Source organism: Rhizobium leguminosarum bv. trifolii WSM2297, from assembly GCF_000271845.1.
Window position 1 is genome coordinate 140,390 of the sequence record NZ_JH719395.1, and the last position, 25,214, is coordinate 165,603.

General features: G+C 60.6%; 27 protein-coding genes. 13 read left to right on the plus strand and 14 right to left on the minus strand.

Annotated elements, in window-relative coordinates; translation table 11 throughout:
• Positions 1-30: 30 nt before the first annotated feature.
• From RLEG4DRAFT_RS15915 to RLEG4DRAFT_RS15960, 10 genes are all read left to right on the plus strand, one after another.
• Positions 31-1,632, plus strand: coding sequence for a TadE/TadG family type IV pilus assembly protein (locus tag RLEG4DRAFT_RS15915; protein ID WP_003578186.1), 1,602 nt, complete (start codon positions 31-33; stop codon positions 1,630-1,632).
• Positions 1,629-2,108: a TadE/TadG family type IV pilus assembly protein gene (locus tag RLEG4DRAFT_RS15920; protein ID WP_003578189.1), complete on the plus strand. Its 480-nt coding sequence runs from the start codon at positions 1,629-1,631 to the stop codon at positions 2,106-2,108. Before RLEG4DRAFT_RS15915 ends, RLEG4DRAFT_RS15920 begins: the two co-directional genes overlap by 4 nt.
• Positions 2,102-2,725 carry a TadE/TadG family type IV pilus assembly protein gene (locus tag RLEG4DRAFT_RS15925; protein ID WP_003578191.1) on the plus strand — a complete coding sequence of 208 codons (624 nt, stop codon included), beginning with the start codon at positions 2,102-2,104 and terminating at the stop codon, positions 2,723-2,725. The genes RLEG4DRAFT_RS15920 and RLEG4DRAFT_RS15925 overlap by 7 nt, the downstream gene beginning before the upstream one ends.
• A gap of 29 nt (positions 2,726-2,754) precedes the next feature.
• The gene (locus RLEG4DRAFT_RS15930; RefSeq protein WP_003578192.1) at positions 2,755-3,897 is read left to right on the plus strand and encodes a response regulator/pilus assembly protein; all 1,143 of its coding nucleotides are present in this window, start codon (positions 2,755-2,757) and stop codon (positions 3,895-3,897) included.
• A complete protein-coding gene (locus RLEG4DRAFT_RS15935; RefSeq protein ID WP_003578194.1) occupies positions 3,894-4,454 on the plus strand; it encodes a L,D-transpeptidase in 561 nt (186 codons plus the stop codon). The genes RLEG4DRAFT_RS15930 and RLEG4DRAFT_RS15935 overlap by 4 nt, the downstream gene beginning before the upstream one ends.
• A 19-nt stretch (positions 4,455-4,473) precedes the next feature.
• A complete protein-coding gene (locus tag RLEG4DRAFT_RS15940) occupies positions 4,474-5,922 on the plus strand; it encodes a CpaF family protein (RefSeq protein ID WP_003578196.1) in 1,449 nt (482 codons plus the stop codon).
• On the plus strand, positions 5,919-6,872 hold the full coding sequence (locus tag RLEG4DRAFT_RS15945) for a type II secretion system F family protein (protein ID WP_003578197.1): 954 nt from the start codon (positions 5,919-5,921) through the stop codon (positions 6,870-6,872). Before RLEG4DRAFT_RS15940 ends, RLEG4DRAFT_RS15945 begins: the two co-directional genes overlap by 4 nt.
• Positions 6,873-6,879: 7 nt before the next feature.
• A complete protein-coding gene (locus RLEG4DRAFT_RS15950; RefSeq protein ID WP_003578198.1) occupies positions 6,880-7,824 on the plus strand; it encodes a type II secretion system F family protein in 945 nt (314 codons plus the stop codon).
• 15 nt (positions 7,825-7,839) lie between these two features.
• Positions 7,840-9,144, plus strand: coding sequence for a hypothetical protein (locus tag RLEG4DRAFT_RS15955; protein ID WP_003578199.1), 1,305 nt, complete (start codon positions 7,840-7,842; stop codon positions 9,142-9,144).
• Positions 9,145-9,205: 61 nt separating this feature from the next.
• Positions 9,206-9,766 carry a hypothetical protein gene (locus tag RLEG4DRAFT_RS15960; protein WP_003578200.1) on the plus strand — a complete coding sequence of 187 codons (561 nt, stop codon included), beginning with the start codon at positions 9,206-9,208 and terminating at the stop codon, positions 9,764-9,766.
• 207 nt (positions 9,767-9,973) lie between these two features.
• Here the strand turns inward: RLEG4DRAFT_RS15960 and RLEG4DRAFT_RS15965 are convergent, their stop codons facing one another.
• The 5 genes from RLEG4DRAFT_RS15965 to RLEG4DRAFT_RS15985 all read right to left on the minus strand — a co-directional run bounded on the left by RLEG4DRAFT_RS15965 (position 9,974) and on the right by RLEG4DRAFT_RS15985 (position 16,518).
• Positions 9,974-10,492 carry a tetratricopeptide repeat protein gene (locus RLEG4DRAFT_RS15965; protein ID WP_003578201.1) on the minus strand — a complete coding sequence of 173 codons (519 nt, stop codon included), beginning with the start codon at positions 10,490-10,492 and terminating at the stop codon, positions 9,974-9,976.
• 384 nt (positions 10,493-10,876) lie between these two features.
• Entirely contained in the window at positions 10,877-12,361 is a 1,485-nt protein-coding gene (locus RLEG4DRAFT_RS15970) for an ArnT family glycosyltransferase (protein ID WP_003578202.1), read from the minus strand.
• On the minus strand, positions 12,362-13,864 hold the full coding sequence (locus RLEG4DRAFT_RS15975; RefSeq protein ID WP_003578203.1) for a glycosyltransferase family 39 protein: 1,503 nt from the start codon (positions 13,862-13,864) through the stop codon (positions 12,362-12,364).
• Positions 13,865-13,873: 9 nt separating this feature from the next.
• Positions 13,874-14,890: a glycosyltransferase family 2 protein gene (locus RLEG4DRAFT_RS15980; RefSeq protein ID WP_003578204.1), complete on the minus strand. Its 1,017-nt coding sequence runs from the start codon at positions 14,888-14,890 to the stop codon at positions 13,874-13,876.
• 137 nt (positions 14,891-15,027) lie between these two features.
• Positions 15,028-16,518, minus strand: a complete 1,491-nt coding sequence (locus tag RLEG4DRAFT_RS15985; protein ID WP_037094632.1) for an ArnT family glycosyltransferase — start codon at positions 16,516-16,518, stop codon at positions 15,028-15,030.
• A 185-nt stretch (positions 16,519-16,703) separates the two neighbouring features.
• Here RLEG4DRAFT_RS15985 and RLEG4DRAFT_RS15990 point away from each other — a divergent pair, with 185 nt between their 5' ends.
• A complete protein-coding gene (locus RLEG4DRAFT_RS15990) occupies positions 16,704-17,666 on the plus strand; it encodes a lysylphosphatidylglycerol synthase domain-containing protein (protein ID WP_003578206.1) in 963 nt (320 codons plus the stop codon).
• On the opposite strand, the gene RLEG4DRAFT_RS15995 is transcribed toward RLEG4DRAFT_RS15990, so the two are convergent.
• The 4 genes from RLEG4DRAFT_RS15995 to RLEG4DRAFT_RS16010 are packed head-to-tail and all read right to left on the minus strand — an operon-like array spanning position 17,634 to position 19,977.
• Positions 17,634-18,875 (minus strand): RNA polymerase sigma factor, encoded by a 1,242-nt coding sequence (locus RLEG4DRAFT_RS15995; protein WP_003578208.1) that lies wholly within the window; start codon positions 18,873-18,875, stop codon positions 17,634-17,636. The genes RLEG4DRAFT_RS15990 and RLEG4DRAFT_RS15995 overlap by 33 nt on opposite strands.
• A 9-nt stretch (positions 18,876-18,884) precedes the next feature.
• Positions 18,885-19,244, minus strand: a complete 360-nt coding sequence (locus RLEG4DRAFT_RS16000) for a YciI family protein (protein WP_003578210.1) — start codon at positions 19,242-19,244, stop codon at positions 18,885-18,887.
• A 3-nt stretch (positions 19,245-19,247) separates the two neighbouring features.
• Positions 19,248-19,607 carry a YciI family protein gene (locus RLEG4DRAFT_RS16005; RefSeq protein ID WP_003578212.1) on the minus strand — a complete coding sequence of 120 codons (360 nt, stop codon included), beginning with the start codon at positions 19,605-19,607 and terminating at the stop codon, positions 19,248-19,250.
• A 10-nt stretch (positions 19,608-19,617) separates the two neighbouring features.
• Positions 19,618-19,977: a YciI family protein gene (locus RLEG4DRAFT_RS16010; RefSeq protein WP_003578214.1), complete on the minus strand. Its 360-nt coding sequence runs from the start codon at positions 19,975-19,977 to the stop codon at positions 19,618-19,620.
• A gap of 154 nt (positions 19,978-20,131) precedes the next feature.
• Between RLEG4DRAFT_RS16010 and RLEG4DRAFT_RS16015 the strand changes: the two genes are divergently transcribed.
• Complete coding sequence (locus tag RLEG4DRAFT_RS16015; protein WP_003578215.1) at positions 20,132-20,347, plus strand: hypothetical protein; 216 nt, start codon at positions 20,132-20,134, stop codon at positions 20,345-20,347.
• A gap of 11 nt (positions 20,348-20,358) precedes the next feature.
• Here RLEG4DRAFT_RS16015 and RLEG4DRAFT_RS16020 read toward each other — a convergent pair whose 3' ends face one another.
• The 3 genes from RLEG4DRAFT_RS16020 to RLEG4DRAFT_RS16030 all read right to left on the minus strand — a co-directional run bounded on the left by RLEG4DRAFT_RS16020 (position 20,359) and on the right by RLEG4DRAFT_RS16030 (position 22,660).
• Positions 20,359-21,861, minus strand: a complete 1,503-nt coding sequence (locus tag RLEG4DRAFT_RS16020; protein ID WP_003578217.1) for an AMP nucleosidase — start codon at positions 21,859-21,861, stop codon at positions 20,359-20,361.
• An 87-nt stretch (positions 21,862-21,948) separates the two neighbouring features.
• Positions 21,949-22,128: a hypothetical protein gene (locus RLEG4DRAFT_RS16025; RefSeq protein WP_037093780.1), complete on the minus strand. Its 180-nt coding sequence runs from the start codon at positions 22,126-22,128 to the stop codon at positions 21,949-21,951.
• A 193-nt stretch (positions 22,129-22,321) separates the two neighbouring features.
• The gene (locus tag RLEG4DRAFT_RS16030) at positions 22,322-22,660 is read right to left on the minus strand and encodes a DUF2147 domain-containing protein (protein ID WP_003578221.1); all 339 of its coding nucleotides are present in this window, start codon (positions 22,658-22,660) and stop codon (positions 22,322-22,324) included.
• A gap of 445 nt (positions 22,661-23,105) precedes the next feature.
• Here RLEG4DRAFT_RS16030 and RLEG4DRAFT_RS16035 point away from each other — a divergent pair, with 445 nt between their 5' ends.
• Positions 23,106-23,372 carry an SEL1-like repeat protein gene (locus RLEG4DRAFT_RS16035; RefSeq protein ID WP_003578223.1) on the plus strand — a complete coding sequence of 89 codons (267 nt, stop codon included), beginning with the start codon at positions 23,106-23,108 and terminating at the stop codon, positions 23,370-23,372.
• A 196-nt stretch (positions 23,373-23,568) separates the two neighbouring features.
• Here the strand turns inward: RLEG4DRAFT_RS16035 and RLEG4DRAFT_RS16040 are convergent, their stop codons facing one another.
• Together RLEG4DRAFT_RS16040 and RLEG4DRAFT_RS16045 are read right to left on the minus strand one after the other, a co-directional pair.
• Complete coding sequence (locus RLEG4DRAFT_RS16040; RefSeq protein ID WP_003578225.1) at positions 23,569-24,681, minus strand: pyridoxal phosphate-dependent aminotransferase; 1,113 nt, start codon at positions 24,679-24,681, stop codon at positions 23,569-23,571.
• Positions 24,682-24,785: 104 nt separating this feature from the next.
• Positions 24,786-25,187 (minus strand): pilus protein PilZ, encoded by a 402-nt coding sequence (locus RLEG4DRAFT_RS16045; RefSeq protein WP_003578226.1) that lies wholly within the window; start codon positions 25,185-25,187, stop codon positions 24,786-24,788.
• Positions 25,188-25,214 lie beyond the last annotated feature (27 nt).

Here is a 25,214-nt window from a genome sequence, read left to right on the forward strand (position 1 = left end):
CACGGCAGAAGCCGTGATGGGGGTAGGCCAATGCTGAGCAGGGTTGTCAGACGGTTCTGGAACGATCATCGTGGCTATGTCATCGCCTTGACGCTCATCGCCATGCCCATGCTTCTCGGCTTTTCGCTGCTGGTCATCGATGTCGGCCGCAGCAGCAACCTGCATACCGATCTCCAGAACGCGGTCGATGCAATGGCGCTGGCCGGAGCCCGCGAACTCGACGGGCGTGATGACGCCATTTCTAGGGCGCAGACGGCGATCAAGAAAATCGCCAATAGCGCGGCTTTTTCCGGGGGCGGGACCGGCATGTCGCTCGGCTCGCACATCAGCGTGACCTACGACGCCGCAAACGACGCCGGCAGCACGGTCACCGTGTTTTTTCTGAAGAACATCCCGGCCAACGACGATACGCCGATCCCGTCTTCGATGGAAACGACAGTGGCCAGCGAAGCGTCCTACGCCTGGGTCATTGCCAAGCCGCAGGCGATGCAGACGATCTTTCCGGTCCCGGTCGGCTTCAATCGGGATACGATCAATGTTTCCGCAGATGCGGTTGCCGTCTATCACGCCAGTGCCTGTGATATCACGCCGATCTTCATCTGCAATCCCTATGAGCCGGCTGGCAATACGAGCCCGGCCGCCAACGAACAGGCGGCGGCAGATCTCCACACCAACTTCGCGGCCGGCAATCTCTACGGCCGGCAAATCGAAATGTACAGCACGTCTTCGTCCAGCCCCGGGCCTGGCAATTTCGGGTTCCTGAGAACCCCTCTGGGCAATGGCGCAAGCGTGATGGCCGACGCTTTGGCTACCGGGAATCCGGGGGCCTGTTATACGAAGGACAAGCTGGATACCGAAACGGGTGCCATGGCCGGGCCAGTTGAAGACGGCGTCAACACGCGATTCGGTATTTATCAGGGGTCGTTCAAGGGCTTGCGCAATGATGGCCGCTACCGCCCGGCCCAGAACGTGCGCTCCGCACAAAAGCAAACGGGACAGAACGGCTGCAAGGCCTACGACCCGGTGCTGGTCGGCAGCACCGTTGGCGATGTCACCAAGGCGGTGCCATTGGGTTACGGTGCAGCCATGTCGCCTCTCGGCGGCGGCAAGATCAGCACCAGCAACAATTGGAACTATGCAAACTACTGGACCGTCGCGCAGGGCGGCACGGCCCCGTCGGTGAGCGCGATTCTCAGCAATTATTCCAGCTATCCGCCGCAGGCCGGCGGAACACCGAGCCGGCCCTCCGCCTACGACGTCTATCGTTACGAGCTCAACACCGCGGCGCTGCTCAACCATGCCTCGGCAAACGGCGAAATCGGCAATCCGACGACAGGCGGCGGACAGTGCTACTCGGGGCCGGCCCTGTCGAACTACACGGCGGGCGAATATGGCGACCGCCGCGAGATTTTCGCCGCCATCGTCAATTGCGGCTACGAGGCCTCGGTCGACCATTTGAACGGCCACAAGCAGACGCAGGCGGTTGCCTTCGCACGCATGTTCATGACCAAACCGGCGATCAAGGCTGGCAACGAGCGCTATCTCTCGCTTGAAGTGATCGACATCAGCGGCAAGGGTGGACGGGGCACACTCGAAGATTTCCTCCGGGAAGAAGCGGAGTTGGTCAGATGATGGCGCTCCGCAATTTTATCCGGCATCGGCTTTGCCTCGGCTTCTGGCGGCGGGAGGAAGGCGCGGTGCTTGTCGAAGCGCTGCTCGCGATCCCCTTTGTGACGATCTTTGCGGCGGGGATACTCGAGTTTGGCAGCATCTTCTGGCAGCGTATGCAGATCGACGCAGGCTTGCGCGATGCCGGGCGTTACCTTTCGCGGTGCCGGCCGGTGTCGGGAACCTATGTGCCGACATGTAATCAGGCGACTGCGAAAACGATCGCCTTTTACGGAACCCAAACACCCGCGGCAAACGCTAAACCCCGCGTGCCCGGCTGGAACAACCCTGCCGACATCACCATCACTGCGCCGGATGCGGACGGGGACATCACCATTTCCACTGCTCATCTCTACCAGACCTCGCCGGTATTCGGCTTTCTGGGAATTGGTGCCATCACCATCAGTTCTTTCCATGAAGAGAGATACATCGGATGGTGACCTCTAGGGCAATCAAGGCATTCTGGCAGGATAGCAGTGGTGTCAGCCTTGTCGAAGCATTGCTGACCTTTCCGATCGTCATGCTGGTATTCGCCGCCTTCATCGAGTTCGGCTATGCCATGTCGCAGTGGAATCAGACGGTCAAGGCACTGCAATATGGCGCCCGTTTGGCGGCGGTATCCGATCCGCTGACCACGAATTTTAATGCTGTTTTCCCAACAGATGCCGCCGATCCACTCAACAACGGCAGAGCGGCGCCGAACAATGCGACGATATCCTCGACCTGTGGACCGGCTCTTGCAAACTGCACGGCGGCATTGAACCGGATTGTCCTCGGAAGCGACGGCGTTTGCAACGCGGGTACCGATCCTCATCCCGGCATTTGCGACCTCAACTGGCGCATCAAGCGGGAGAATCTGATGGTCACCTATCAGCGATCGGGGCTCGGCTACTGGGGCCGGCCGGAGGGGCCTGTGCTGACGATGCGGCTGGAGGTGCGCAACATCACTTTCGATCTGCCTGTCCTCGGCGAGTTGTTGGGGCTGAACGACGTAACCATCCCGGCCCATCCCGTGACGATCACGACGGAAGATCTGAAGACCTGCTCCACCTGCTGAATCCTTGAATTACGCGTAGGAAAGCGAAAATGACAGCGCACATGAACATTGCCGCATCTACCAAGATCCTGGTCCTCTCCGACGACGCGGCTGCAGCGAGCTTCATGCTCGATACGTTCGGGTCGCTTTCGCGTTACGATGTTCGCCATCTCGCGCTGAAGGCGCTCGGGGAAAAAGGCCGGTTCGATCCGACGCAATTCGACCTGATCGTTCTCGACGTCGACAACGGGACATTGCTGCAGCAGCCGGAGCTCTTCACGTTTCGCACCAGCTTTCGCGACATTCCGCTCGTCGTCGTTTCCGAAGACCTGTCGGACGACATGCTGCGGCTGCTCTTTCGCCTGAACGGCAAAGACTGGCTGAAAAAGCCGCTCGAGCGCCGCGCACTGATCGACATGATTTCGACGCATGCGCCGGGCACCGGGGCGAGCGACAGCCGGGTGCATGCCGTGGTCTCGGCCGTCGGCGGCGCGGGCGCCAGCGTGATCGCCTCGTCGCTTGCGCATGTGCTGGCCCAGCCGACCAAGAATTCCACGCCGCGGATCGACTTGTTCGACACGGATTTCTGCTCCGGGGCGCTTGGCTATTATCTCAACCTCGTCAACGACTACGACTTGAAACCGGTCATCGCCAATCCGTCCCGCGTTGATCTGGAATTCATCGATCTGGTGCGAAAGCGGCATTCGGGGGGCTTTTCGCTGCTGTCCTTCAAGCAGCCATCAGTGCTTCTGGCGCCGAAGGGCCGTGAACTCGTGCTGCGTATGCTCGACGTCGCCGCCTTCGAGAGCGATCACACGATCATCGACGTTCCCTATTATGACACGCCGTGGAAATACGAGGTGCTCACTTCGGTCAACAGCGTCTGCATCGTCACCGAGATGACGGTGCCTGCGCTTTCTCAAGCCAAGGATCTGTTTGCCAATCTGGTACGGCTGCGGGGCAGTGCGGACCAGATATTCATCGTCATCAACAAATACCGCGCCAAGCTTTTCGGCCTCGGCCTGCGCCGGCAACAGACGGAAAAGATATTCAAAGAGATCCCAACGCATGTCATTGCGGATGACTGGGACACTGTGAGCGAGGCGGTCAACCGCGGCGTGCTGCCATTTCAAGTGAATTCCCGGGCGCGCTTCTGCGGCGCGGTCGGCAAGCTTGGAGCACTGGTGAGATGAAGGCGATCATAAGGTTCTGCGCAGCCGGTGCCGGCCTTGCCGTTTTGGCAATTCTGGCCGCTGTCGGAGATGCAGCGGCAAGCGGGCTTGTGCCACGCAGCCTCGGGCCGACGACAAGCGCCATGGTGCCGATCGAAAAAAGCTACGCGGCCGGGACAATCGTCATCGTCAGCGGCAACCGTACGCTGGATCTCGTCATCTCCGAAGGGCGCGCGATCCGGTACAAGATCGGCGTCGGACGAGACGGATTTCGCTGGAGCGGCACCGTCAAGGTCGGGCGCAAGGCAGAGTGGCCCGACTGGCGCCCGCCTGCCGAGATGAAGGCGCGCGCAGCCGGACTTCCCGACTTGGTACCCGCCGGGCCGCTCAATCCTTTGGGTGCTCGCGGGATCTATCTCTACAAGGGTGGGGCCGACACGCTCTACCGCATTCATGGAACGAACGAGCAGTCGACGGTCGGCGGTTTTGCGTCGTCGGGCTGTTTTCGCATGAGCAATGCCGACGTCATCGATCTCTATGAGAGGGTGAAGGTCGGTTCCACGGTCATTGTAAAATAGTAGTTCAGGGGTGGGGTGCATGGCGAGCGGTATCATGGGGCGTTTCTACAAGCAGGCGGGGCCGGAAAGCCGGGAACATCCGGAGGCGGCCGAACTGTCTTTGGTCGGCGCAGTTCAGAACATGCCTGCCGAACCGGCCTCTGACAGCGCCACGGCAAGTGACACAGAGGCTTCGCTCGGGCCGGACATGGTTTCCGAGCGGGTCAATCTGCACCGCTACCTGCTCGATCGCATCAACCTGGGGATCCTCGACACCCTCGACAACGAGGAGATCGCCACCGAGATCCGGCCGTTGGTCAAGGACTATATCCGGAGTAACAACTTTCCGCTGAATGCCAAGGAAATCAATGATCTGATCCGCGATATCACCGACGAGATGCTCGGGCTGGGACCGATCGAGCCGCTGCTGGCCGATGACACAATCGCAGATATTCTCATCAACGGCTATAACAGCGTCTACGTCGAGCGGAGCGGCAAGCTCGAGAGCACAGCCGTGCGGTTCAAAGACGAGGACCATCTGCTTCGGGTGATCAACAAGATCGTCTCGGCGGTTGGCCGCCGTGTCGACGAGTCGACGCCGATGGTTGACGCCCGCCTCAAGGATGGCTCGCGTGTCAACGTCGCCATCAGGCCGATATCGGTCGATGGACCGCTCGTTTCCATTCGCAAATTCACGCGCAAGCCGCTGACAATGGAGCGCCTCGTGCAATATGGCGCTATGGCCGATGCGATGCGCATCCTTCTCAGCGCCGCGGTCAAGGGCAAGGTGTCCATGGTCATTTCAGGCGGCACCGGTTCTGGCAAGACCACCTTGCTCAACGCTCTCTCGTCGCAGATTTCTCCAAGGGAGCGTCTGATCACCATCGAGGATGCAGCCGAACTTCAACTGCAGCAGCCGCATGTCGGGCGTTTGGAAACCCGACCGCCGACGCTCGACGGACGCAACGAGATCCGTCAACGCGAACTTTTGAAAAACGCCCTGCGCATGCGTCCTGATCGCATCATCGTCGGCGAAGTTCGCGGCGACGAAGCGTTCGACATGCTGCAGGCGATGAATACCGGTCACGAGGGATCGATGACGACCATTCACGCCAACACCCCCCGCGACGCCGTCGGTCGGCTTGAGCAGATGGTCGGCATGGCCGGGATGCCGATGTCGCAGATGAGCATTCGCTCGCAGATCTCCTCCGCCATCACCATGATCGTGCAGGTCCAGCGCCTGAGCGACGGTACCCGCAAAGTCGTCTCGATTTCCGAGATCACCGGCATGGAGGGCGAAGTCGTGCAGATGCAGGAGATTATGAAATTCAAGAAAATCGGCACCGATGAAGGCGGGCGGATCCATGGAGAATTCCGCGCCACCGGCATCCGGCCGCGGTTCGTCGAGGAATTTGCCGAACTCGGGATCGAGATCCCCGTGACGATTTTCGATCCCGGCAAACCGCTGCAGACGGGACCTGTTCAATGACCCTGACTCTCCTTTACGCGGCCGTTTTCACCGCCGCCCTTGTTGCTGTCGAAGCGTTAATGCGCGGCTACTTCAAGACATCAGAACGCCACCGCGCTGTGAACCATCGGCTGAGCTTGCTCGAGGTCAGCGATGATCATCGCAAGACCTATAGCGATATGCTCAAGGAGCGCGGGGCCGGCGGCAGGTGGCGGCAAACCCCCATGATGCAGCGGCTGCGGCAGTTTTACGCCCAGTCGGGGATCAAGTTCGATGCCAGGCGATTTGCTCTCTACGCGATCGCGGGCGCTCTTTTGACGTGGCTGGTCGTTCAGGTTCTCTTGCCGAGCACTCTGTTTAGAGTCCCCGTCTTTCTCCTGATCTGCCTCATCATCCCCGCAGTCGTCGTTTGGCGCGCCCGGGTGCGCCGCATGAGGAAATTCGAACTGAAACTTCCTGAAGCGCTCGATGTCGCCAATCGCAGCCTGGCCGCCGGCCACCCGCTGCCGGCGGCGATTTCGTTGGTCGCACGCGAGATGCCTGATCCGATCGGCACCGAGTTCGGCCTCCTCTCGGATGAACTCACCTACGGCGTGACACTGGACGACGCCCTGGTGAACTTGGCGGACCGGGTCGGCGTCGAGGATCTGAACCTGCTTGCGATATCGCTGAGCGTACAGGCGGGAACCGGCGGAAACCTCGTGGAGATCTTGCAGAACCTTTCGAAGACGCTGCGAGACCGCATGCTACTGAAGGCAAAGGTCAGGGCGATTTCCTCGGAAGGACGCATTACGGCGATCGCCATGTCGATGTATCCGTTTCTGCTCTACGCGATGATCAAGATGTTGTCGCCGACCTACTTCGATCCCGTCTGGGAGAGCGGCCATGGAACCATCGTCGTGACCACGCTGCTGGCCGTCATGGCGATTGGGAATGTCATTCTCTACAAGATGGTCAACTTCGAGTACTGAGGCGGTCATGTCGAGTGAGTATGGAATTTACCTCATCGTCTTCTTTGCAGTGCTGATATTCTCTGCAACAGCATCGGAATTGTTTTTTCGACGGCGCGAGGTCTCGGTTCGGGTGTCGAAGAGCTCGGCGGCAACAGGCGAGGAGTTCCACCTTGGCGATACGACGATTGCCGATCTCGGCGAGGCGGAAAACCGCCTGATCCGTCGCTATTTCGAGATTACGCGACGTGACACCAATGTGAATTCCACCCAGAACCGACTGATTCGGGCAGGCTATTTCGCCGCCGGCGCCGTGACCACCTTTCAGGTGGTTCGTGCGCTGGTCTGTATCAGCGTGCTGGTCGCGGCGGTCTGGGCTCTCAATTGGGTCGTGCCGGACATGTCACGGGTGGTTACGCTGGTTGTTGCCATGTTTGCTGCGGGCGTGACCTTTATTCTGGTCAACATCTATATCGACCGGCGTGGCGCCGCCAAGGAGAGGGAGTACCGCCGCCTCTTTCCCGATTTTATGGATATGCTGATCGTCTGCCTCGATGCGGGCATGAGCATCGAGGCAGCGGCGAACCGTGTTGCGCGGGAATTCGTCGACAAGCGGCAGGACTTCGGCCTGCATCTCTCGATCATGATGCTGGAAGTGCGGGGTGGCCGGCGACTGCGCGAGGCGCTCGCGAACCTTGCCGTCCGCCTAAGGATTGACGAAGCCCGGGCCCTTTCCGTTCTGTTCCGCCAATCGGAGGAGCTCGGGACCAGCGTAACGCAGACGTTGCGGGTCTACTGCAAGGAAATGCGCGACCTCCGCATTATTCGCGCGGAGGAAAAGGCAAACGCCCTGCCGGTCAAGATGCTGCTTCCGCTCGGCGCGTTCCTTTTTCCGGTAAGTCTCATCATCGTTCTCGTTCCCGTTGTTATCCGTGTCATCAGTCTTCTTCTCAGCATGAGCCCCGGCGGTTGAGCCAAGCGAGGTCGTATGCAGTATTCGCTCGAACATGATCGTAACGATGCCATCAGTTCCCTGGATCCGCGTATGCCGATGGCACCGGCAAGCCTAGAACAGACAGGACTGGATCTGTCGTTCCTGCTTCGGCTGGCGTCAAAATGTGCGGCCGAGCAGGATACAACCACGGCGTCTCATCTGGCTGACCGGATGAAATTGCCGAAAGTGATCGTCAATATCCTGATCAAGGAACTGGTGAAACTCGCATACCTCGAGGCTCGCGGCCTGGCCGGTGAGGATGTGAGATCCGATATTCGGTATGCGCTTTCAATGAAGGGGCTCGAATATGCCCACGCGGCGTCGCGCCAAAGCCAATATGTCGGCCCGGCGCCGGTGTCGCTGGACGCGTTCTGCCGGCAAGTCGGTTTGCAGTCCATCCATTACGAGCGCGTGACCCCAGAGCGGCTGACCGACAGCCTTGCCGGGCTGGTGCTCTCGGATACCTTGGTCGAAAAGCTCGGCCCGGCCATCAACTCCGGTCGCTCTATCTTGCTTTACGGACCACCCGGAAACGGCAAGACGAGCATCGCCGAGCGGACGTCTCAACTGTTTCGTCAAACAATCTGGGTGCCCTATGCCATCGAGGTCGGCGGCCATGTCATCAGTTTCTATGACGAAGCCGTGCATCATCCCGTGTCGGGGGGCGACACAGAATCCCATCCGAAAGCGGATCAGAGATGGATCGAATGCCGCCGTCCGGTGATCAAGACGGGCGGGGAATTGACGCTAGATCAGCTCGATCTCACCTTCAACGAAGGACCGAATGTCTATGAAGCACCCATCCACTTGAAGGCATCCGGCGGCGTTTTCATCATCGATGATTTCGGGCGTCAACAAGTGGCGCCGCAGGCGCTCATCAATCGCTGGATTGTGCCGCTGGAGCGCGGATATGACTTCCTGACACTGCACACCGGCAAGAAGTTCAAGGTTCCCTTTGACGAGTTGGTCGTATTCTCGACCAATATCGCACCGAAGGACCTTTCCGACGAGGCGGGCTTGCGGCGCCTCAAATACAAGATCTTCGTGAACACGCCGTCGCGCGACGAATATATCAGGATCTTCAAATCCTATGCCAGCGGCACCGGATTGGCGGTCAGTGATCCAGACCTGAACCTGTTCTACGATCGCAAGTACAACGGCGATGCGCCGGCCTCTTGCTATCATCCGAAATATCTTCTGGATTTCGTCGGGTCTTACTGCGAATTCAATGGTATAGCTGGAAACGCGTCGCTCGATATGCTCGAGCGGGCGTGGGAAGGTGTGTTTACAACGGAATGATTGCGGACTTGGCGCTGATCACGGCCAACGCAGATTCAATGACTTACGGGGGAGTAAACGAATGACCAGCATTCCGAGCATCGAGGGCGAAGCGGACCGTCCAACACCAGGCAATTTGCGAACCGTAGAGAAGAAAGGCTCAAAAAGCCCGCTCCTCGTCGGTTTGCTCCTGATGCTCCTGCCTGTGAATGCCGGCGTTCTCATCTATACCGCCAAAAACTCAGCGGATGTTCGCGAGAGCCGCGAGACCATCGCCGCGCTGAAAAGGTCCATCGATGGCCTGAGAGGACAGATGGAAAAGCAGTCGAGCAAGATCGCGGACAACGCCAAGGCCGACGACGTCGCACTGATCCGCCAGGAGATGGGTAGCCTGCGACAGGCTTTGGTGGACGAACGGCGCAACGACACAAGCGTTCCACGCACGGGTTCAGCCTTGGTCCTGAGCGCGCCGGGCAAGGAACCGGCCCAATTTTTCGCACCCCGTGCCGCGCCGGCGGAAACTCCAACTTCCGATAGCAGTCTTGCCTCGATCGCGGCCGGGGGCTACGCAGTCAGTGACCTGCCGCGTTACGAACGGACACTCTCGCCGGAAGGCCAGCTCATCCTTCGGAAGGCGCGGTAAAACAACGACCTCGCCTCCAAGGCACTTGGATCAAACGTGCTTCATGTGACGGGCTTTAGGTCTTTGTTTTTACGCATGTCCCTGTCGCAAAGCCGAGCACAGTTTTGCGCGGCATGCTTCAAAGCAGTTGCTGGACGCTGCCAGGGGCGCCGCGCCGGTTCTCTCATCTCGGCGCAGATTCGCGGATCGCTGAAGTGAAGGGGCCAATCACCGCTGAGCGTAATTCACGCTGTTCTTCATCAATTCGAGATTACGGGCGGTGACTTCGTTTCCGGGATCAAGCTCATAGGCTTTCAGGAAATACCGTCTGGCAGTGCGCAAATCACCGCGTAAAAGATGAGAATATCCGATATTGTTATAGTAGACCGGGGTGTTGCCGATCATGCGCGAGAGTTGCTGGTAGGCGCGGTCGGATGTATCGAAGCGGGCAACCATGTCGGCGGAGGCTGCCAAGCCTAGCCAAGCGGCCGGATCTTCCGGAAAAACGTCAACCGCTCGCTTGTAAATGGCGTAGGATTTTCCGTAGTTCTTTTCCTGGAATTGCAGTTTGCCGGTGGTTATCAACTCGTCGTTCTTATAGAAGGCGACGGCTGAGTCATCCTCAAGGGTCTTTGCACTATCGCCATAAGCAGCCAGACCATCACTGGCTGACTGGCAACCAACTAAAATCGCCCCGGTCGCTATCAAAAACGCGATGCATGTCGTTCCAGCTCTGATCCGCAACATTGGCAACTCGATCCCCCATCAGACATTCTTACCTAAATTTCGGATGCGTTCACCGGAGATCATCGTAAAAAAAAGCTAACAACTCAAGAATTTAAGCCAATAGTCGCAAAAAAGCGACAGATCCGGTTTTCGCGCGCAGTACGCCAGGCGATAAATGCCTACCATTTAAAGTAGGCATCATGCGCCCCATGATTCTAAGAGTAGCAAAATAATCAGCGTGGGCTACCCTGCTAAGCATCATCAAGCGTTCGGCGTGATAGAAACGGGGAACCGCTCGGGTCGGGGCACTGCTGCGCAACAGCTCACTGGCGAAGTGCTTTGTTGCGCGCCACGACAGCCTCTAGCTTCGTCGCCACTTCGCATTCGCTGAAATCCTGACTTCACTCAGCCCGGCTGAACGATCCAGGCGTAGCCGAAACGGTAGCGGTCGTCACCGCGCCCATAGAAATAAGGCACGTCGATCACCGACGCCTCAGGCGCGGATGCGCCGAGATTGGCCTGCAGCCACTCCGCCATATCAGGCGGCAGGGCTTCGCTTCCGCCCTTGGGGAGAAGCCACACCAGGAGAAGTGGGCGCCGGCCGGTAAGATCCGGGTGGAAGCCGGGATAATCCACCGAGAGAACCGGCACTCTGGAAATATCCTGCCTGAGATTGCCGGCAAGCAGGCTGTCGCCGGCAAGGATCGCCGCCGGCTCGGCCTGTTTGCGCAGGGTTTCCAGCATCGTGGCATAGGGCCTGTTCAACCGTTCGTAATGCCCGGTGAAGCGTGCGGCCGCGACGCTGCCGTAAAGAGCGGCCGGCACGCCGATCATGATGACGGCGACGATGGCGATGAAACGCCGGAACGCTCGATCTGTCACGACGCCCGCGGCCTCGATCTTCAGGCAGAAATAGAGCGGCAGGAGGAACAGCATCGGCACCAGCCAGCGATCCTTGATGCCGGCCGCGCCGCCGAAGACGATCAACAGCAGAATGCCGATGAGGAAAACGAGCATCATCCGCTCGAAGAGCCGCGTCCATTCAGAGCCGGCGTTCAGCGCCGGACGCAGGCTCCTGCCGAAGACGACGGCGAAGACCGCGACCGTCAATCCGGCAAAGCTGATGGTGGCGAGCGCGAGCGAGCCGACACCCATCGCCACCTGCATGAGATAGCTGGCATGGCCGCTCGCCGTCATCTTCTCCAGCGTGCGCGCGGTGGCGAAATCGAGATTGTCCTTCAGCCAGAAGAGATGCGGCAGGGTGATGATGAACGCCACCGCCGCCGTCACAACCAGCCGCCGGTCGAAAATCCGTGGCCGCAGGCGTGCGTCGGCCAGCGCGGCAATCAGGGCTGCGGCCGGCAGGATCGCAAAATTATATTTGGCCAGCAGGCCGAAGCCGATGCCGATGCCCGCGATCAGATAGGAGGCAAGGCTCGGCTGCTTCAGGCTGCGGATGAAGCCGTAAAAGAAGATGCTGGCCGAGAAGAACACGGCGACCGTATGCGTCAGGTCGCGCTGCATCTCGAAAGCCATCTGCGGGATCGTCAGCAACCCGAGTGTCGATATCGCCACCAGCGCCTTGTCGCGCAGGATGAGCCGTGCGGTCAGGCCGTAGAGCAGGTAGGCGATGAACAGCAGAAGGTTCTTCACGAGAGAAAGGGCGGCAAGCGAGACGCCGGTAAACTGGAAGACGGTATATTGCAGCCAGTTATAAAAGGGCGGCTGCGGGCCGTAGCCGGCGGCAAGCCATTGCGAGCGGAAGGCCTGTTCGGCTTCGTCGAGATCGAGCGAATGCGAGGTCGCCAGCCGCACGCCGACCTGAAGCACGAAATAAGCGCCCAGCAGGACGAAAATCCAGCGGATGTCGCGACTGTTGGTTTCGGTCATCTATCTCATCCCCGGCCGGACCCAGGCGTAGCCGAGCGCGAAATTGTCGCCCTGGCGGCCGAAATAATAGGGAAGCGACTGAGAGCCTATCTCCTGCGGCGCGATACCGGCGGCCGTCAGCGCCGATGAAAACCGATCCGGCATGACCGCATCCGCAGCCGTCGCCGTCTTCTTGCCGCGCCAGACGATCAGCACCGGCCCCTTGGCCTCGGCATAGGCCGGGATGCCCGCTGCCGGAAAATCCGGGATAACCACGGGCACTTCGGGAAATTGCAGCCGCATGTTGCCGCCGATATAGGTGTCGGAAGCGATCACCAGCGCCGGCTGCTCCTGTCGCGTCATCTCGCGCGATAAACCCGCCATCGGCACATTCGGCCTGGCATAGGTACCAATCAGCCCGGCGCCGGCGACACGCAAGCCGAGTGCGATCAGCACGCAGGCCATCAGCACCGGCAGCACCGGCCGGAGGCGGCGCAGCCCCGCGGAAAGGTCGATGCCGGCAGCTTGCATTTTCGCCAGGAAATAGATCGGCAACACCAGCAGGAACGGGTCGAGCCAGCGCTCACGCACCGTGGTGGAACCGGTGAAGAGCACGATGAGGACGATGCCGGCAAGGCTCGCGAGCATCATCCGCTCCATCATTCCCGTCCAGCGGTTTCCGGCCGAAAGCGCGCGGACGAAATCCCGGCGGAAGGCGGCGGCGAAGATTGCGACCGGCAGCGCCGCAAAGGCGATGATGGCGACGACAAAGGCGAAAAGGCCTTTGCCAATTCGGACGAAGCCGGCGGGTTCGTTGCCGGCGGCCATCTTGACCAGAGTATCGGAGGAGGCGAAGGCGAGATTGTTCCGCAGCCAGATCGCGTGCGGCAGGACGATGACGAGCGCGACGGCAATCGCGGTCAACATGCGCCAGTCGAGCGCCCTGCGCCGCCATTCGCTGTCGGGCAGAATGGCGATCAGGGCGGCGACAGGCATCAGCGCGAAATTATATTTCGAGATCAGCCCGATGCCGGTGGCAAGCCCGAGCAGCACGTAGCTGGCGATATCGGGCCGGTCGAGCGTGCGGAAGAAGCCGTAGAGAAACAGCGCGCTGGCAAAGAGCAGCGCCGTCGTGTGGGTCAGATCCTGCTGGGCCATATAGGAGACCTGGGGCAGGGTGATCAGCGCCAGCATGGCGATGGCGGCGAGCGCCTGGTCCTTCAGCACGCGCCGTCCGGCAAGGCCGTAGAAGAGATAGGACAGGAACAGCAGGATGTTTTTCGGCACGATCAGCGCGCCGATCGACATGCCCATCACAGAAACGACGGCATATTGCATCCAGTTGTAGAAGGGCGGCTGCGGGCCGTAGCCGGCCAGCAGATATTGCGAAAAGAAGGACTGCTCGGCCTCGTCGAGCTCCAGCGAATGCGGGAGCGCGATGCGCAGCACGATGTTCAACACGAAATAGGCCGCAAGCAGCAGGCCCGCGGTTTTGATCGTCCTCGTCGCGCGCTCCAGCTTCATGCTGCCGGCTTAGGCTTGGCTTTGATCGTCGAAGATCTGCCGCACGATATAATTCGGAGAGGCATCGTCGCGGTAATAGGTGCGCGCGATCATCTCCGCCAGGATGCCGGTGGTGATCATCTGCACCGACGATAGCAGCAGCACGACACCGACCATCAGCATCGGGCGCGTGCCGATATCATTGCCCATGATGAACTTGTCGAAACCGAGATAGACGAGGATCAGCATGGCGACCGCGCCGAGGCCAAGGCCGAGCGAGCCGAAGAAATGCCCGGGCCGTGCCTTGTAGCGCATGAAGAACATCACCGACAGCAGGTCGAGGATGACGCGGAAGGTGCGCGAAATACCGTATTTCGAAACGCCGTGCTCTCGGGCATGGTGGGTGACGGCCATCTCGCCGATGCGCGAGCTCGGGACGACACCGGCCACCCAGGCCGGGATGAAGCGGTGCATTTCGCCCATCAGCTTCACCTGCTTGATGATCGAGGCACGGTAGATCTTCAGGCTGCAGCCGTAATCGTGCAGCTTGACGCCGGTGATGCGGCCGATCAGGTAGTTGGCGCACCAGGACGGGATCTTGCGCAGGAACAGACCGTCCTTGCGGTTCTTTCGCCACCCGACCAGGAGATCGAGTTCACGCCGTTCCAGTTCGGCGACCATCGACGGAATGTCCTTCGGATCGTTCTGCAGGTCGCCGTCCATCGTTGCAATCAGCCGGCCTTGCGCGGTGTCGATACCGGCTTGCATGGCGGCTGTCTGGCCGAAGTTGCGCTGCAGCTCGACGATCCGAAGCGCCAGTCCCTCGCGTCCGACGAATTTGCGGGCGTTGACGAGCGTCGCATCCGTGCTGCCGTCGTCGACGAGGATCAGCTCCCAGCGATTGGGATAGGCGGCCATCGCAGCCACGACACGCTCGACGAGCGGGCCGACGCTTTCCTCTTCGTTGAAAATGGGCACGACCAGCGACAACTCGAGCGATTGTGCCGGATCATTCGTACCGCGAATGGGCTCTACCATTGTCTGCAAGTTTCATCTCCAAAAGGCCGGGCGGCCGAGCAATCTTACTGCCGCCGCAGCGCTTGCGGAAGGCTAGTACATGAAGTGTCTGCCCGTTGCCAGCGGGCAATGCCGGTTTCCCCGCAATCGGCTGACCTGTCGGAACGTTATTTCGCGCCGCCTTCGACCCAGGAATACCCGATGGAGAAGCTGCGTTTGCCGTCACTAAAGAGATAGGGCAAGGTCAGCGTCTTCAACTCCTGCACATGAATGCCCGATCTCACCAGATCATTCGCAAAGCTCGGAGATATCGTTGGGTCATCGGCGGTCTCGCCGCGCCAGATCACGAGCACCGGCCCTTTCGCAGTCGCATATTCGGGAACGCCGGAACCCGGGAAGAACGGGATCACCACGGGAACGTCGGGAAACTCCAGCTTCATGTTGCCGGCCACGAACTTGGTTCCGGCCACGATCAGAACCGGCTTGCGGGTCGCGGTCAGTTCGGCCGCGTAGCCGGAGAAGGGCACGTTCGTTCGCGTGTAGGTGCCGACATATTGAATGGCGACGATCCGCAGCAGAAGGATCGCCAGGATGACGACCATGAAGACCGGCACCACAGGCCGAAAGCGCGCAAGGCCGGCGGAAAGATCGAGACCCGCGGTTTCCAGTTTCAGAAATAGATAGATCAGCAGCACGAGCAAGCAGGGGTCGAGCCAACGTTCGTGGATATCGCTCGCGCCGGCGAAGACAACGACACCGGCGAAGGCGATCAGGCTGACGATCATCATCCGCTCGATTACCCGGATCATCGGATTGGTCGAGGAAAGCGCACGAAAGAAATCCCGTCGGAAGGCCGCTGCGATAACAACGATCGGCAACGCGACGAAGCCGATGACGGCGATGACCAGGGACAACAGTCCCTGCCCGATGCGGGGAAGACCGGCGGCGGCCTCGTGCTCGGCGGTCATCCGCTCCAGTGTCGGGCCCGAAGCGCTGGCGAGGTTATCGGGCAGCCAGAGCGCGTGCGGCAGAATGATCAGAATGGCGATCGCGATTGCGGGCAGTAGACGCCAGTCGATGAGGCGACTGCGCCACTCCCGGTCCGGCAGGACAGCGATGAAGGTGGCAAATGGCAGAATGGCGAAATTGTATTTGGAGATCAGCCCGATGCCGGTGGCGATGCCGATGACGAGGAAACTTGCGATCGTCGGCTGGCGCAGCGTGCGGAAAAAACCGAAGAGGAAAAGCGAGGTCGCAAACAGCAGGGCGACGGTGTGAGTCAATTCGCGCTGCGCCATCAAACCCACCTGCGGCAGGGTAATCAGGCTCAGCATGGCAACGGCCGCGAGCGAACGGTGCTTCAGCACCTCGCGGGCAGCAAGCCCGTAGAAGAAATAACAGCCGAAGAGGATGATGTTCTTCGGCACCGAGAGCACCCACATCGATATGCCGGTTACCGAAACGATGGCATATTGGATCCAGTTGTAGAAGGGCGGCTGGGGGCCATAGCCGGCAAGCAGATATTGCGAATAGAAGGCTTGCTCCGCCTCGTCGAGATCGAGCGTATGCGGCAAGGAGATGCGCAGCACGATATTGAGCAGGAAATAGACTGCCAGAAAAATGCTTGCGGTCGTAATGCTTCTGGTAATCCGCTTCACTTCGATCTCCACGTCAAGCCGGCAAGGCGCCGTCGCCACTGGTCTGCCTCTTGCCCGTCGGTGTAGAGGAGGCGGTGCCGCCATCGCCCATCAACTCCGCCGTTGTGCGCAGCCTTCATTTCTCCTAAAAGGCCTGGCGCCGGAACCGATGCCTAAGCCGGCGCCCAGCGAGGAATGCCTACTACATGAAGAGTTCGATCGTTGAAAGCCGGCAATCCTGGTTTATGCGCAATCGCATGACGGTGCTGACGGTCGTTATCGTCGCAGCCTATGCGCTCTTCATCCAATGGTTCTGGGGTTGGCCCGTCATCATCCGGCAGTGGGCCGATGTCGGCGCCGGCCCGGTGATCGGGGCGCTGGTGCTTTTGACGAGCACCTATTTCCTGCGCACCTGGCGCATCTATGATTATTTTCCGAAAGAGACGGCGGGTCGGTTCGCGGTCCTCTTCCGCGTCACCCAGATCCACAATCTGCTGAACATCATGCTGCCCTTCCGCACCGGCGAGACCAGCTTTCCGCTGTTGATGCGCTCGGAGTTCGGCATTCCGCTGACGCGCGCGACCTCCGCGCTGTTTGTCATGCGGCTGCTCGACCTGCACGCGCTTGTGGCCGCTGCCGGCATCGGTTTTGCCGTCGCCGCCGCCAATCAGACGGTTGCCTGGTTGCTCTGGACCGGCTTTTTCCTGCTGCCGGTCGCAGCTTTCGCTGCCCGCAAACCGCTGCTGCGCCTTGCCGCCAGGCTGCTGCCGGAGAAGGCGCAGAAATTCGTCGCCGAGATCGAAAACGGCTTGCCGCTCGATGCCATCGCCTTTGCCCGCGCCTGGGCAATGACCATCGTCAACTGGCTGGTCAAGGTATTGGTGCTGGCCTGGGCGCTCGGCCTGATGGGCGTGCTGCCGATGGCGGCAAGCTTCGGCGGCGCACTCGGCGGCGAACTATCCTCCGTACTGCCGATGCATGCGCCGGGCGGCGTCGGCACCTATCCGGCCGGCATCACCGCCGGTGCTATTGCTCTCGGGGCTTCGAGCGAGCGGCTGGCCCTGGAAGCACTGGCCCAGGCGAGCGTCAACGCCCACTTGCTGATCATCGTCTCGGCGCTCACCGGCACGGCGATCTCACTGCCGCTCGGGCGTCGCGGCAAGCTCTGAAATCCGTTTTCTGAGAAATGCCTGCTCCGGCTCCTGCCGGCAGAGCGACAGCGCCCTCTCATAGGCCGCGATCGCCTCTTCGCGCCGGCCGAGACGGCGCAGGAAATCGGCGCGCGCCGAATGGGCGAGATGATAGGTCTGCAGCTCTCCGCGCCCCAGAATGGCGTCGACCCGATCCAGTCCCTTCGCCGGCCCTTCCGCCATCGCGATCGCTACGGCGCGATTGAGCTCGACGATCGGCGAGGGCTGGGCCGCCAGAAGCAGATCGTAGTAGAAGGCGATCCGCCGCCAATCGGTCTCTTCGGCGACCGGCGCCCTGGCATGTTCGGCGGCGATCGCCGCCTGCAGCGTATAGGTGCCGATCTCTCCCGTCTGCATCGCATGGGAAAGCAGGGCCAGGCCCTCGGCAATCTTCGCATGATCCCAGCGCGAGCGGTCCTGATCGGCAAGCAGCACCAGCGATCCCTGTTCACCGCTGCGGGCGGAACGGCGAGAATCCTGCAGCAGCATCAGCGCCAGCAGGCCGGAGACGTCGGGATGCGGCAGCAGAGCCAGAAGCAGCCGTGCCAGCCGTATTGCCTCTGCGGTCAGGTCGGCGCGGACCACGTCTTCACCCGAAGAGGCGGAATAACCTTCGTTGAAGACGAGATAGATGACGTGCAGCACCTGGTCGAGCCGTTGAGGCAGCGCCTCGCGGGCAGGCACCTCATAGGGGATATTCGCCGCCCGGATCCTGCCCTTGGCGCGTACGATCCGCTGGGCGACCGTCGGCGCCGGAATAAGGAAGGCATGGGCGATCTCTTCGGTGGTCAGCCCGCAGATTTCCCGAAGCGCCATCGCCGTCTGCGCATCGGCAGGGATAGCCGGATGACAGCAGGTGAAGATCAGCCGCAGCATGTCGTCCTCGATCGCTTCCATCTCGCCGATCTCCGTTTCGTCGACGCTGTAGAGGCTGTCTTCGATATGATGCTGTGAAGCATCGAAACGCGCCCGCCGCCTTATCGTGTCGATCGCCTTGAAGCGCCCGGTGGAAACAAGCCAGGCAAAGGGATTGCCGGGAACGCCGTCCGCCGGCCATGTCCGCGCGGCAGCGGCAAAGGCATCGTGAAGCGCTTCCTCGGCCCGATCGAAATCGCCGAGCAAGCGGATCAGCGTCGCTAGCACCCGGCGCGACTGTGTTCTGTAGATGTCCTCGATCAGGTTTTCCAAAGGGGTACCTCAATCCGGCAGGGTCAGCATCCGCACGGGCCTGAGCTCGACCGCGCCAAAACGCGCCGACGGAATCCGCCCTGCAATCTCTTTTGCCGTCGCCGTGTCAGGCGCCTCGATCACGTAGAAACCGGCCAGATGCTCCTTTGTCTCGACATAGGGGCCGTCGGTCGCAGACAGCGTACTGTTTCGAACCCTCAGCACGGTCGCCTTATCGGGCATCTCGAGCGCATCGGCATGGACCAGGATACCGTCGCGGCGCAGATCCTCGTCGAAGGCGAAATGCGCTTTGATGAGGTCATCGGTCTCATCAGGCGTCAGCGTGCCGTCGGTATCCGCGCAATTGTAGATCAGGCACATGTAGCGCATGGCTCAGCACTCCTCGCTGATCGAATAGGCCGGCCGCACCTCGATGGAGCCGTAGCGCGCCACGGGAAAAGTCGCCGCGATATCAGTTGCCTCGGCCATATCCTTCGCCTCGATCAGCACGAAGCCGCCCAGATGTTCCTTGATTTCGGCAAACGGGCCGTCGGTTGCCGTCACCGCATTGTTGCGGACCCTGACCGTCATGGCCGTCGAGGGTTCGCGCAGCGCGAGCGCCACCAGCAGGTGGCCGCTGTCGCGCAATCTGTCGTCGTTGATGATCGAATCCTGCGTGAGCTTTGCGCCTTCCTCGGCGGAGATGGCGCTGATCTTGGCGGTTTCGAACCAGACCTGGCAGAGATATTTCATTGCCGTCTCCTCACGCTTGATTGCCGAAAGAATGGATGGGCCTGACCTCGATCGCCCCGAGCTTGGCGAGCGGGATGCCGGCGGCGATGCGGATCGCTTCGTTGAGATCCTTCGCCTCGATCAGGATGAAGCCGCCGAGCGCCTCCTTGGTTTCGGCGAAGGGGCCGTCCGTCACCGACGTCTCGCCGCTTCGTACCCGGACGGTCACCGCCGATGTCGGCGGCTGCAGCGCATGGGCGACGATCAGATGCCCGCTTTCGGCAAGCGCCTTGTCATAGTTGAGTGAGTTCGTGCCGAGTTCGGCCTTTTCCTCTTTCGTCCTGGCGCCGAGCACTGCGCCATCGAACCAGACCTGACAGAGATATTTCATCGCGGGCAACCTTCCTGAACTGTTTCAATAAGCCTGGACGATCGATCTTCGCGCCTTTCGACAGCGGCGGAAAAAATATTTGTGCGGCCCGGCTGTCGAATTCGCAAGACAGCGCTCGACAAGGCTTCATCGAAACCTGTCGAGGAGAACGGCAATGAGTATTCTTGAAATCGCGCTGGCAAGCCAGATATGGGCGCGCCGCCACGAGAAGCGTCAGTCGGAGTTCGACGAAGGTGACGGGCTGAAAGTTCTCCAGCGCACCGCTTTCGCCTTCGTCGCCTTTACCCTGCTGATATCAGGGCTGAACCTAGCCGCCGGCAGACCGCAGGTGGTTGCGCAGCAACCGGCAACCATCGTCGCCGGCAGGTGAGGAAACGGCGCCTATTGGAAGGCCGTTTCGAAGAAGCTGCGCAGCTTGCGCGAATGCAGCGCTTCCTTCGGCATGGCGGCCAGCTTCTGCACCGCGCGGATGCCGATCTGCAGATGCTGGTTGACCTGCGTGCGATAAAAGGCCGTCGCCATACCCGGCAGCTTCAATTCGCCGTGCAGCGGCTTGTCGGAGACGCAGAGCAGGGTGCCGTAGGGCACGCGGAAGCGGAAGCCGTTGGCGGCGATCGTTGCCGATTCCATGTCGAGCGCGATCGCTCGCGCCTGGGAAAGCCGCTTCACCGGCCCGCGCTGGTCGCGCAGTTCCCAGTTGCGGTTGTCGATCGTGCCGACGGTGCCGGTGCGCATGATGCGTTTCAGCTCGAAACCCTCGTAGCCGGTGATTTCGGCAACGGCTGCTTCCAGCGCCACCTGCACTTCGGCGAGCGCCGGGATCGGCACCCAGACCGGCAGGTCGTCATCGAGCACATGGTCTTCGCGCATATAGGCATGGGCAAGCACATAGTCGCCGAGCCGCTGGCTGTTGCGAAGACCGGCGCAATGGCCGAGCATCAGCCAGGCATGCGGGCGCAGCACGGCGACGTGGTCGGTGATCGTCTTGGCGTTGGAGGGGCCGACGCCGATATTGATCATGGTGATCCCGGCATGGCCCTTCTTCTTCAGGTGGTAGGCCGGCATCTGCGGCAGGCGGGTCAGCGCCGCGTCCGTTTCCGGCGCGCTCGAGCCGGGTAGGGTGACGATGTTGCCGGGCTCGACGAAGGCGGTATAGCCGTCGCCGCCCTCCACCATCAGCTTGCGCGCCCAGCTGCAGAATTCGTCGATATAGAACTGGTAGTTGGTGAACAGCACGAAATTCTGAAAATGCTCGGCATGCGTCGCCGTATAATGCGACAGTCGGGCGAGCGAATAGTCGATGCGTTGCGCAGTGAACGGTGCAAGCGGTGAGGGCTCTCCCGGCGGCGGGATATATTCGCCATTGGCGATTTCGTCATCGGTGGTGTTGAGGTCGGGCGTATCGAAAATATCGCGCATCGGAATGTCGATGAAAGCGTTGGTCGATGCCTCGACATGCGCACCCTCGCCGAAAGCGAAGTGCAAGGGGATCGGCGTCGTCGATTCCGAGACGATGACCGGAACATTGTGGCTCTTTACCAAGAGCGCCAGCTGCTCCTTCAAGTAATGCTTGAAGAGCTTCGGCCGGGTGACTGTCGTCGTATAGATGCCCGGTGCCGTGACATGGCCGTAGGAAAGGCGCGAATCGACATGGCCGAAGCTTGTCGTCTCGATGCTGACCTGCGGATAGAAAGCGCGGTAGCGCGAGGAGATCGGAGCGCCCTGCGCAAGCTCGTTGAAGCTGTTGATCAGGAACGCCGTATTGCGCTCGTAAAGCGCTGTCAGCACTTCCACCGCCTTGGCGGGATCATCAAAGCTTTGCGGCTGGAAAGGGGGTGGTGAGGATATATCGAGCGGCGACAAGGGGGAGATTCGTTTGTTCATGACGCATTATAGAGAGTTGTTTTTGACAAGCAAACGACGCGCGCGGGCGGAATCCGATTATTTTATCCTCTTTGGTGTCGGATACTGTCACTGCACCGATGGCGCGCAGAAAGTGCCGTTTTTCTCCAGGCAGGTATAGCTCGCCCCGAAATGCGACTGGGCGCCACCGCCGCCATTATGCACCACCACCGCCGAAAAGGTGATCGCGAAGATCGCCGCAAACAGTGTGATAATGCTGAACCGTCTTGCCAGAATATACATGTCCATCGCCTTGCCCCCGATACGCAACTCTATCGCGACAAGAGTTTTGCCATGGGACGGCTGAATGGGTGCTGAGATACCGGTTCATCCACCGTTCATAGAAGTCAGCCGGCTAACGGCTCCGGAAAGCGCGCATAGCATGCCGAGACGTCGGCATGCTATGCGCTCCTATTGCGGTTGTGCATGCGTATCTAAGACCTCAGAGCCGCGTCCAAGTCTGTGACTTGCAGAGAACCTTCATCACGCAGCCCTGCATCCGCAGCGAATTGCCGGAAATCTTGCCCGAGCCGCTATAGGTCTTGTCGGCGGCCGGGTCGGTGATCTCTCCGGCATAGCTGCCGCCGGTTCCCGCAAGCGTGCCGATCTTCCGCCCGGCATATTTGCCGGTCTTCAATATCACGCAATAACTGCCGCCGCAGGAGGCGATCACCGCCGTATCGCCGGCCGCCGTCTTCCAGCTGCCGACGATCGGCTCCTCTGCGTGAACTGAGCCTGCGATCATAGCGATGGCGCTGGCGAGAACGAAGCTGCGGATCATCTTTTCCTCCATGATGTCCCTGATCGGGCGCGAAATTAACTGACGCGAACGTAAAGGTAAATATGCATGATTTTTTTCCATGGCGGCGCCCGAAAGGTGCTGAGAAGCCATCCTGCTTGGGCCTCTCAAAATATCGGGGGCTGATTTCATGATGAACGATCCCTTTATTTTCAAATCTGAATCTTTCGTAAAATTCGAGCGAAAGTCCTTAAGTCGCAAGGCATCTGATGTTTAACAAAAACCCAAATTTACCAAGCATTTGCACTTTGTTTGTCTCAAATTAATCATGGATTTTAGGCGTTTTTTGAAAGCCGTGCGGCATAGTGAACCCATCGAACGAGCGGGGCAAACCCGCCGGACCGCAAGGGCCGCAAGCCGCGATAGACGGCAAGGCCCGGAGGTAAAACAGGGTAAGTCATAAACAGGCTAAACAGGGATAAAACCGATGGCACGCTTTGAAATGCACGATGCTGAAACGGCCACCATGGGTGGCGACAACAGCGCCGATGTCTTCTGTGAAATGGGTCTGATGTATGCGACCGGCCGCGGCTGCGAAGTCGATCTGGTCGCAGCCCACAAATGGCTGAACATCGCCGCAATCAAGGGCAACGACCGCGCCGCCGAGCTTCGTGCGGATGTGGCCGCCGCCATGGACAAGATGCAGATCGTGGCGGCGCTGCGCGCCGCCCGCGAGTGGATGACGGTCCACTGAGATCGTCTTCGATCGATCGACACAAATAACAACCTCGGAAAGAGGGGAGCTGGCGGGCGCTTTCGACGCGGCCGACGCCGGGAGAAGAGAACCGCGACCGGATCCTCCACCGGCCGCGGTTCCTGCTGTTTTACATCAAAGAGTGAGAGCATGATGTCGCCCGAAAACCGCTGACAGTTTTCGGCATCATGCTCCATCAGCCGATTTGTTTCAGCACCTGCGGCAGCGCCTCTTCAAACAGCGCCATATCCGCCTCCGGCCCGACGCTGACGCGAACGCAGCGATTGAGCGGCGCCACGCCCGGCATGCGGATGAAGACGCCACGTTCCATCAGCCCGTCGACGATTGCCCGTGCATAGGCGCCGTCGCGGCCGGCGTCGATCGCCACGAAATTCGTCGCCGAGGGCAGGGGCTCAAGACCGTTGGCGCGGGCGATGCCGACGATCCGGTTGCGCGCCGCATGGATTTTCCCGACCACTTCGGTGAGATAGGCCTGGTCCTTTAGGGCGGCGAGCGCTGCCGCCGTCGCCAGCCGGTTCATGCCGAAATGATTGCGGATCTTGTCGAAGGCCTGCGCTGTTCCGGCCGTCGAGATCACATAGCCGGTGCGTGAGCCGGCCAGTCCGTAGGCCTTCGAGAAGGTGCGGGTGCGAACGACGTTCGGCAGCTCGATCAGCGAGGCGATCGACGGCAGCGACCCTGCCGGCCCGGTCTCGCTATAGGCTTCGTCGAGCACCATCAGCGTCGTCTCGGGCAGCGCCCGGGCGAAAGCAACAATGCTGTCGGCATCCCACCAGCTTCCCATCGGATTGTCGGGATTGGCGAAATAAACGAGCGGCGCATTCTCCCGCTTGACGGCATCGAGCAGGCCGGCGAGATCCTCGCGGTCGTTGGCGTAGGGAACGCTCACCAGCCGGCCGCCGAAGCCGGCGACGTGGAAATTGAAGGTCGGATAGGCACCGAGCGAGGTGACGACGGGCGCGCCGGGTTCGATCACCAGCCGGACGATCTGGCCGAGCAACTCGTCGATGCCGCTGCCGATGGCGATATTGGCGGCCGAGACGCCGAGATGGTCTCCAAGCGCTTGCCGGAGCGCGAAATTCTCCGGGTCATTGTATTTCCAGATATTGCCGGCCTCCTCGCGCATTGCCGCAAACACCGATGGGGCGGGGCCGAAGCCGTTCTCATTGGCGCCGATGCGAGCCGAAACGGCAAGTCCGCGCTGGCGCTCGATGGCCTCGGGACCGACGAAAGGAACTGTGGAGGGCAGGGCGCCGACAATAAAGGTGAAGCGCGAAAAGGCGGACATGCGAAGGCGGTTTCCCGGATATATTGACGATCGGCGCAACAATAGGCCCGGGCACCGCCGACGCAAGCAAGATTATTTCTGCAACCAACTGGCTGTCGGGCTATTCACGCCCGGAAGATCGGCGCCCGCCGGGCGGCGATGGCTTCCATGTTGCCGACAAGGAAATCGGTGCGGACGACGCGGCGCAGAACCTCGGGGTCCATGATGTTGATGAACCGCACTCCGATGCGTTCCTTGTGGCGGTAGACCTCGGCGCAGCCGATCCGGTAGGCGAGGCCGAGAATGTTGAGATAATAATGTTTCGGCAGACCGGCGGTGGTCGACACGACGAAGGTGGCGCCGCCCTGCGAGATATCGATGATCTCGGCGCTGCGCATCGAGACGCCGGTGAGGCACGGCCGGACGGCGACGATGCGGGCGGGCCGCTTGACGCTAAATTCTTCCCAGCGCAGGTCGTAGACAGCGGACTTGACCGTCGCAAGGTGTGTGGCGCGGAGCATAGTCATCTTACATTCTCCGTCAGTCAGGGCACA

Coding starts and splice junctions, on each gene's coding strand:
- RLEG4DRAFT_RS15915 (WP_003578186.1), top strand. CDS start 31: ATGCTGAGCAGGGTTGTCAGACGGTTCTGGAACGATCATCGTGGCTAT.
- RLEG4DRAFT_RS15920 (WP_003578189.1), top strand. CDS start 1,629: ATGATGGCGCTCCGCAATTTTATCCGGCATCGGCTTTGCCTCGGCTTC.
- RLEG4DRAFT_RS15925 (WP_003578191.1), top strand. CDS start 2,102: ATGGTGACCTCTAGGGCAATCAAGGCATTCTGGCAGGATAGCAGTGGT.
- RLEG4DRAFT_RS15930 (WP_003578192.1), top strand. CDS start 2,755: ATGACAGCGCACATGAACATTGCCGCATCTACCAAGATCCTGGTCCTC.
- RLEG4DRAFT_RS15935 (WP_003578194.1), top strand. CDS start 3,894: ATGAAGGCGATCATAAGGTTCTGCGCAGCCGGTGCCGGCCTTGCCGTT.
- RLEG4DRAFT_RS15940 (WP_003578196.1), top strand. CDS start 4,474: ATGGCGAGCGGTATCATGGGGCGTTTCTACAAGCAGGCGGGGCCGGAA.
- RLEG4DRAFT_RS15945 (WP_003578197.1), top strand. CDS start 5,919: ATGACCCTGACTCTCCTTTACGCGGCCGTTTTCACCGCCGCCCTTGTT.
- RLEG4DRAFT_RS15950 (WP_003578198.1), top strand. CDS start 6,880: ATGTCGAGTGAGTATGGAATTTACCTCATCGTCTTCTTTGCAGTGCTG.
- RLEG4DRAFT_RS15955 (WP_003578199.1), top strand. CDS start 7,840: ATGCAGTATTCGCTCGAACATGATCGTAACGATGCCATCAGTTCCCTG.
- RLEG4DRAFT_RS15960 (WP_003578200.1), top strand. CDS start 9,206: ATGACCAGCATTCCGAGCATCGAGGGCGAAGCGGACCGTCCAACACCA.
- RLEG4DRAFT_RS15965 (WP_003578201.1), bottom strand. CDS start 10,492: ATGTTGCGGATCAGAGCTGGAACGACATGCATCGCGTTTTTGATAGCG.
- RLEG4DRAFT_RS15970 (WP_003578202.1), bottom strand. CDS start 12,361: ATGACCGAAACCAACAGTCGCGACATCCGCTGGATTTTCGTCCTGCTG.
- RLEG4DRAFT_RS15975 (WP_003578203.1), bottom strand. CDS start 13,864: ATGAAGCTGGAGCGCGCGACGAGGACGATCAAAACCGCGGGCCTGCTG.
- RLEG4DRAFT_RS15990 (WP_003578206.1), top strand. CDS start 16,704: ATGAAGAGTTCGATCGTTGAAAGCCGGCAATCCTGGTTTATGCGCAAT.
- RLEG4DRAFT_RS16000 (WP_003578210.1), bottom strand. CDS start 19,244: ATGCGCTACATGTGCCTGATCTACAATTGCGCGGATACCGACGGCACG.
- RLEG4DRAFT_RS16005 (WP_003578212.1), bottom strand. CDS start 19,607: ATGAAATATCTCTGCCAGGTCTGGTTCGAAACCGCCAAGATCAGCGCC.
- RLEG4DRAFT_RS16010 (WP_003578214.1), bottom strand. CDS start 19,977: ATGAAATATCTCTGTCAGGTCTGGTTCGATGGCGCAGTGCTCGGCGCC.
- RLEG4DRAFT_RS16015 (WP_003578215.1), top strand. CDS start 20,132: ATGAGTATTCTTGAAATCGCGCTGGCAAGCCAGATATGGGCGCGCCGC.
- RLEG4DRAFT_RS16020 (WP_003578217.1), bottom strand. CDS start 21,861: ATGAACAAACGAATCTCCCCCTTGTCGCCGCTCGATATATCCTCACCA.
- RLEG4DRAFT_RS16025 (WP_037093780.1), bottom strand. CDS start 22,128: ATGGACATGTATATTCTGGCAAGACGGTTCAGCATTATCACACTGTTT.
- RLEG4DRAFT_RS16030 (WP_003578221.1), bottom strand. CDS start 22,660: ATGATCCGCAGCTTCGTTCTCGCCAGCGCCATCGCTATGATCGCAGGC.
- RLEG4DRAFT_RS16035 (WP_003578223.1), top strand. CDS start 23,106: ATGGCACGCTTTGAAATGCACGATGCTGAAACGGCCACCATGGGTGGC.
- RLEG4DRAFT_RS16040 (WP_003578225.1), bottom strand. CDS start 24,681: ATGTCCGCCTTTTCGCGCTTCACCTTTATTGTCGGCGCCCTGCCCTCC.
- RLEG4DRAFT_RS16045 (WP_003578226.1), bottom strand. CDS start 25,187: ATGACTATGCTCCGCGCCACACACCTTGCGACGGTCAAGTCCGCTGTC.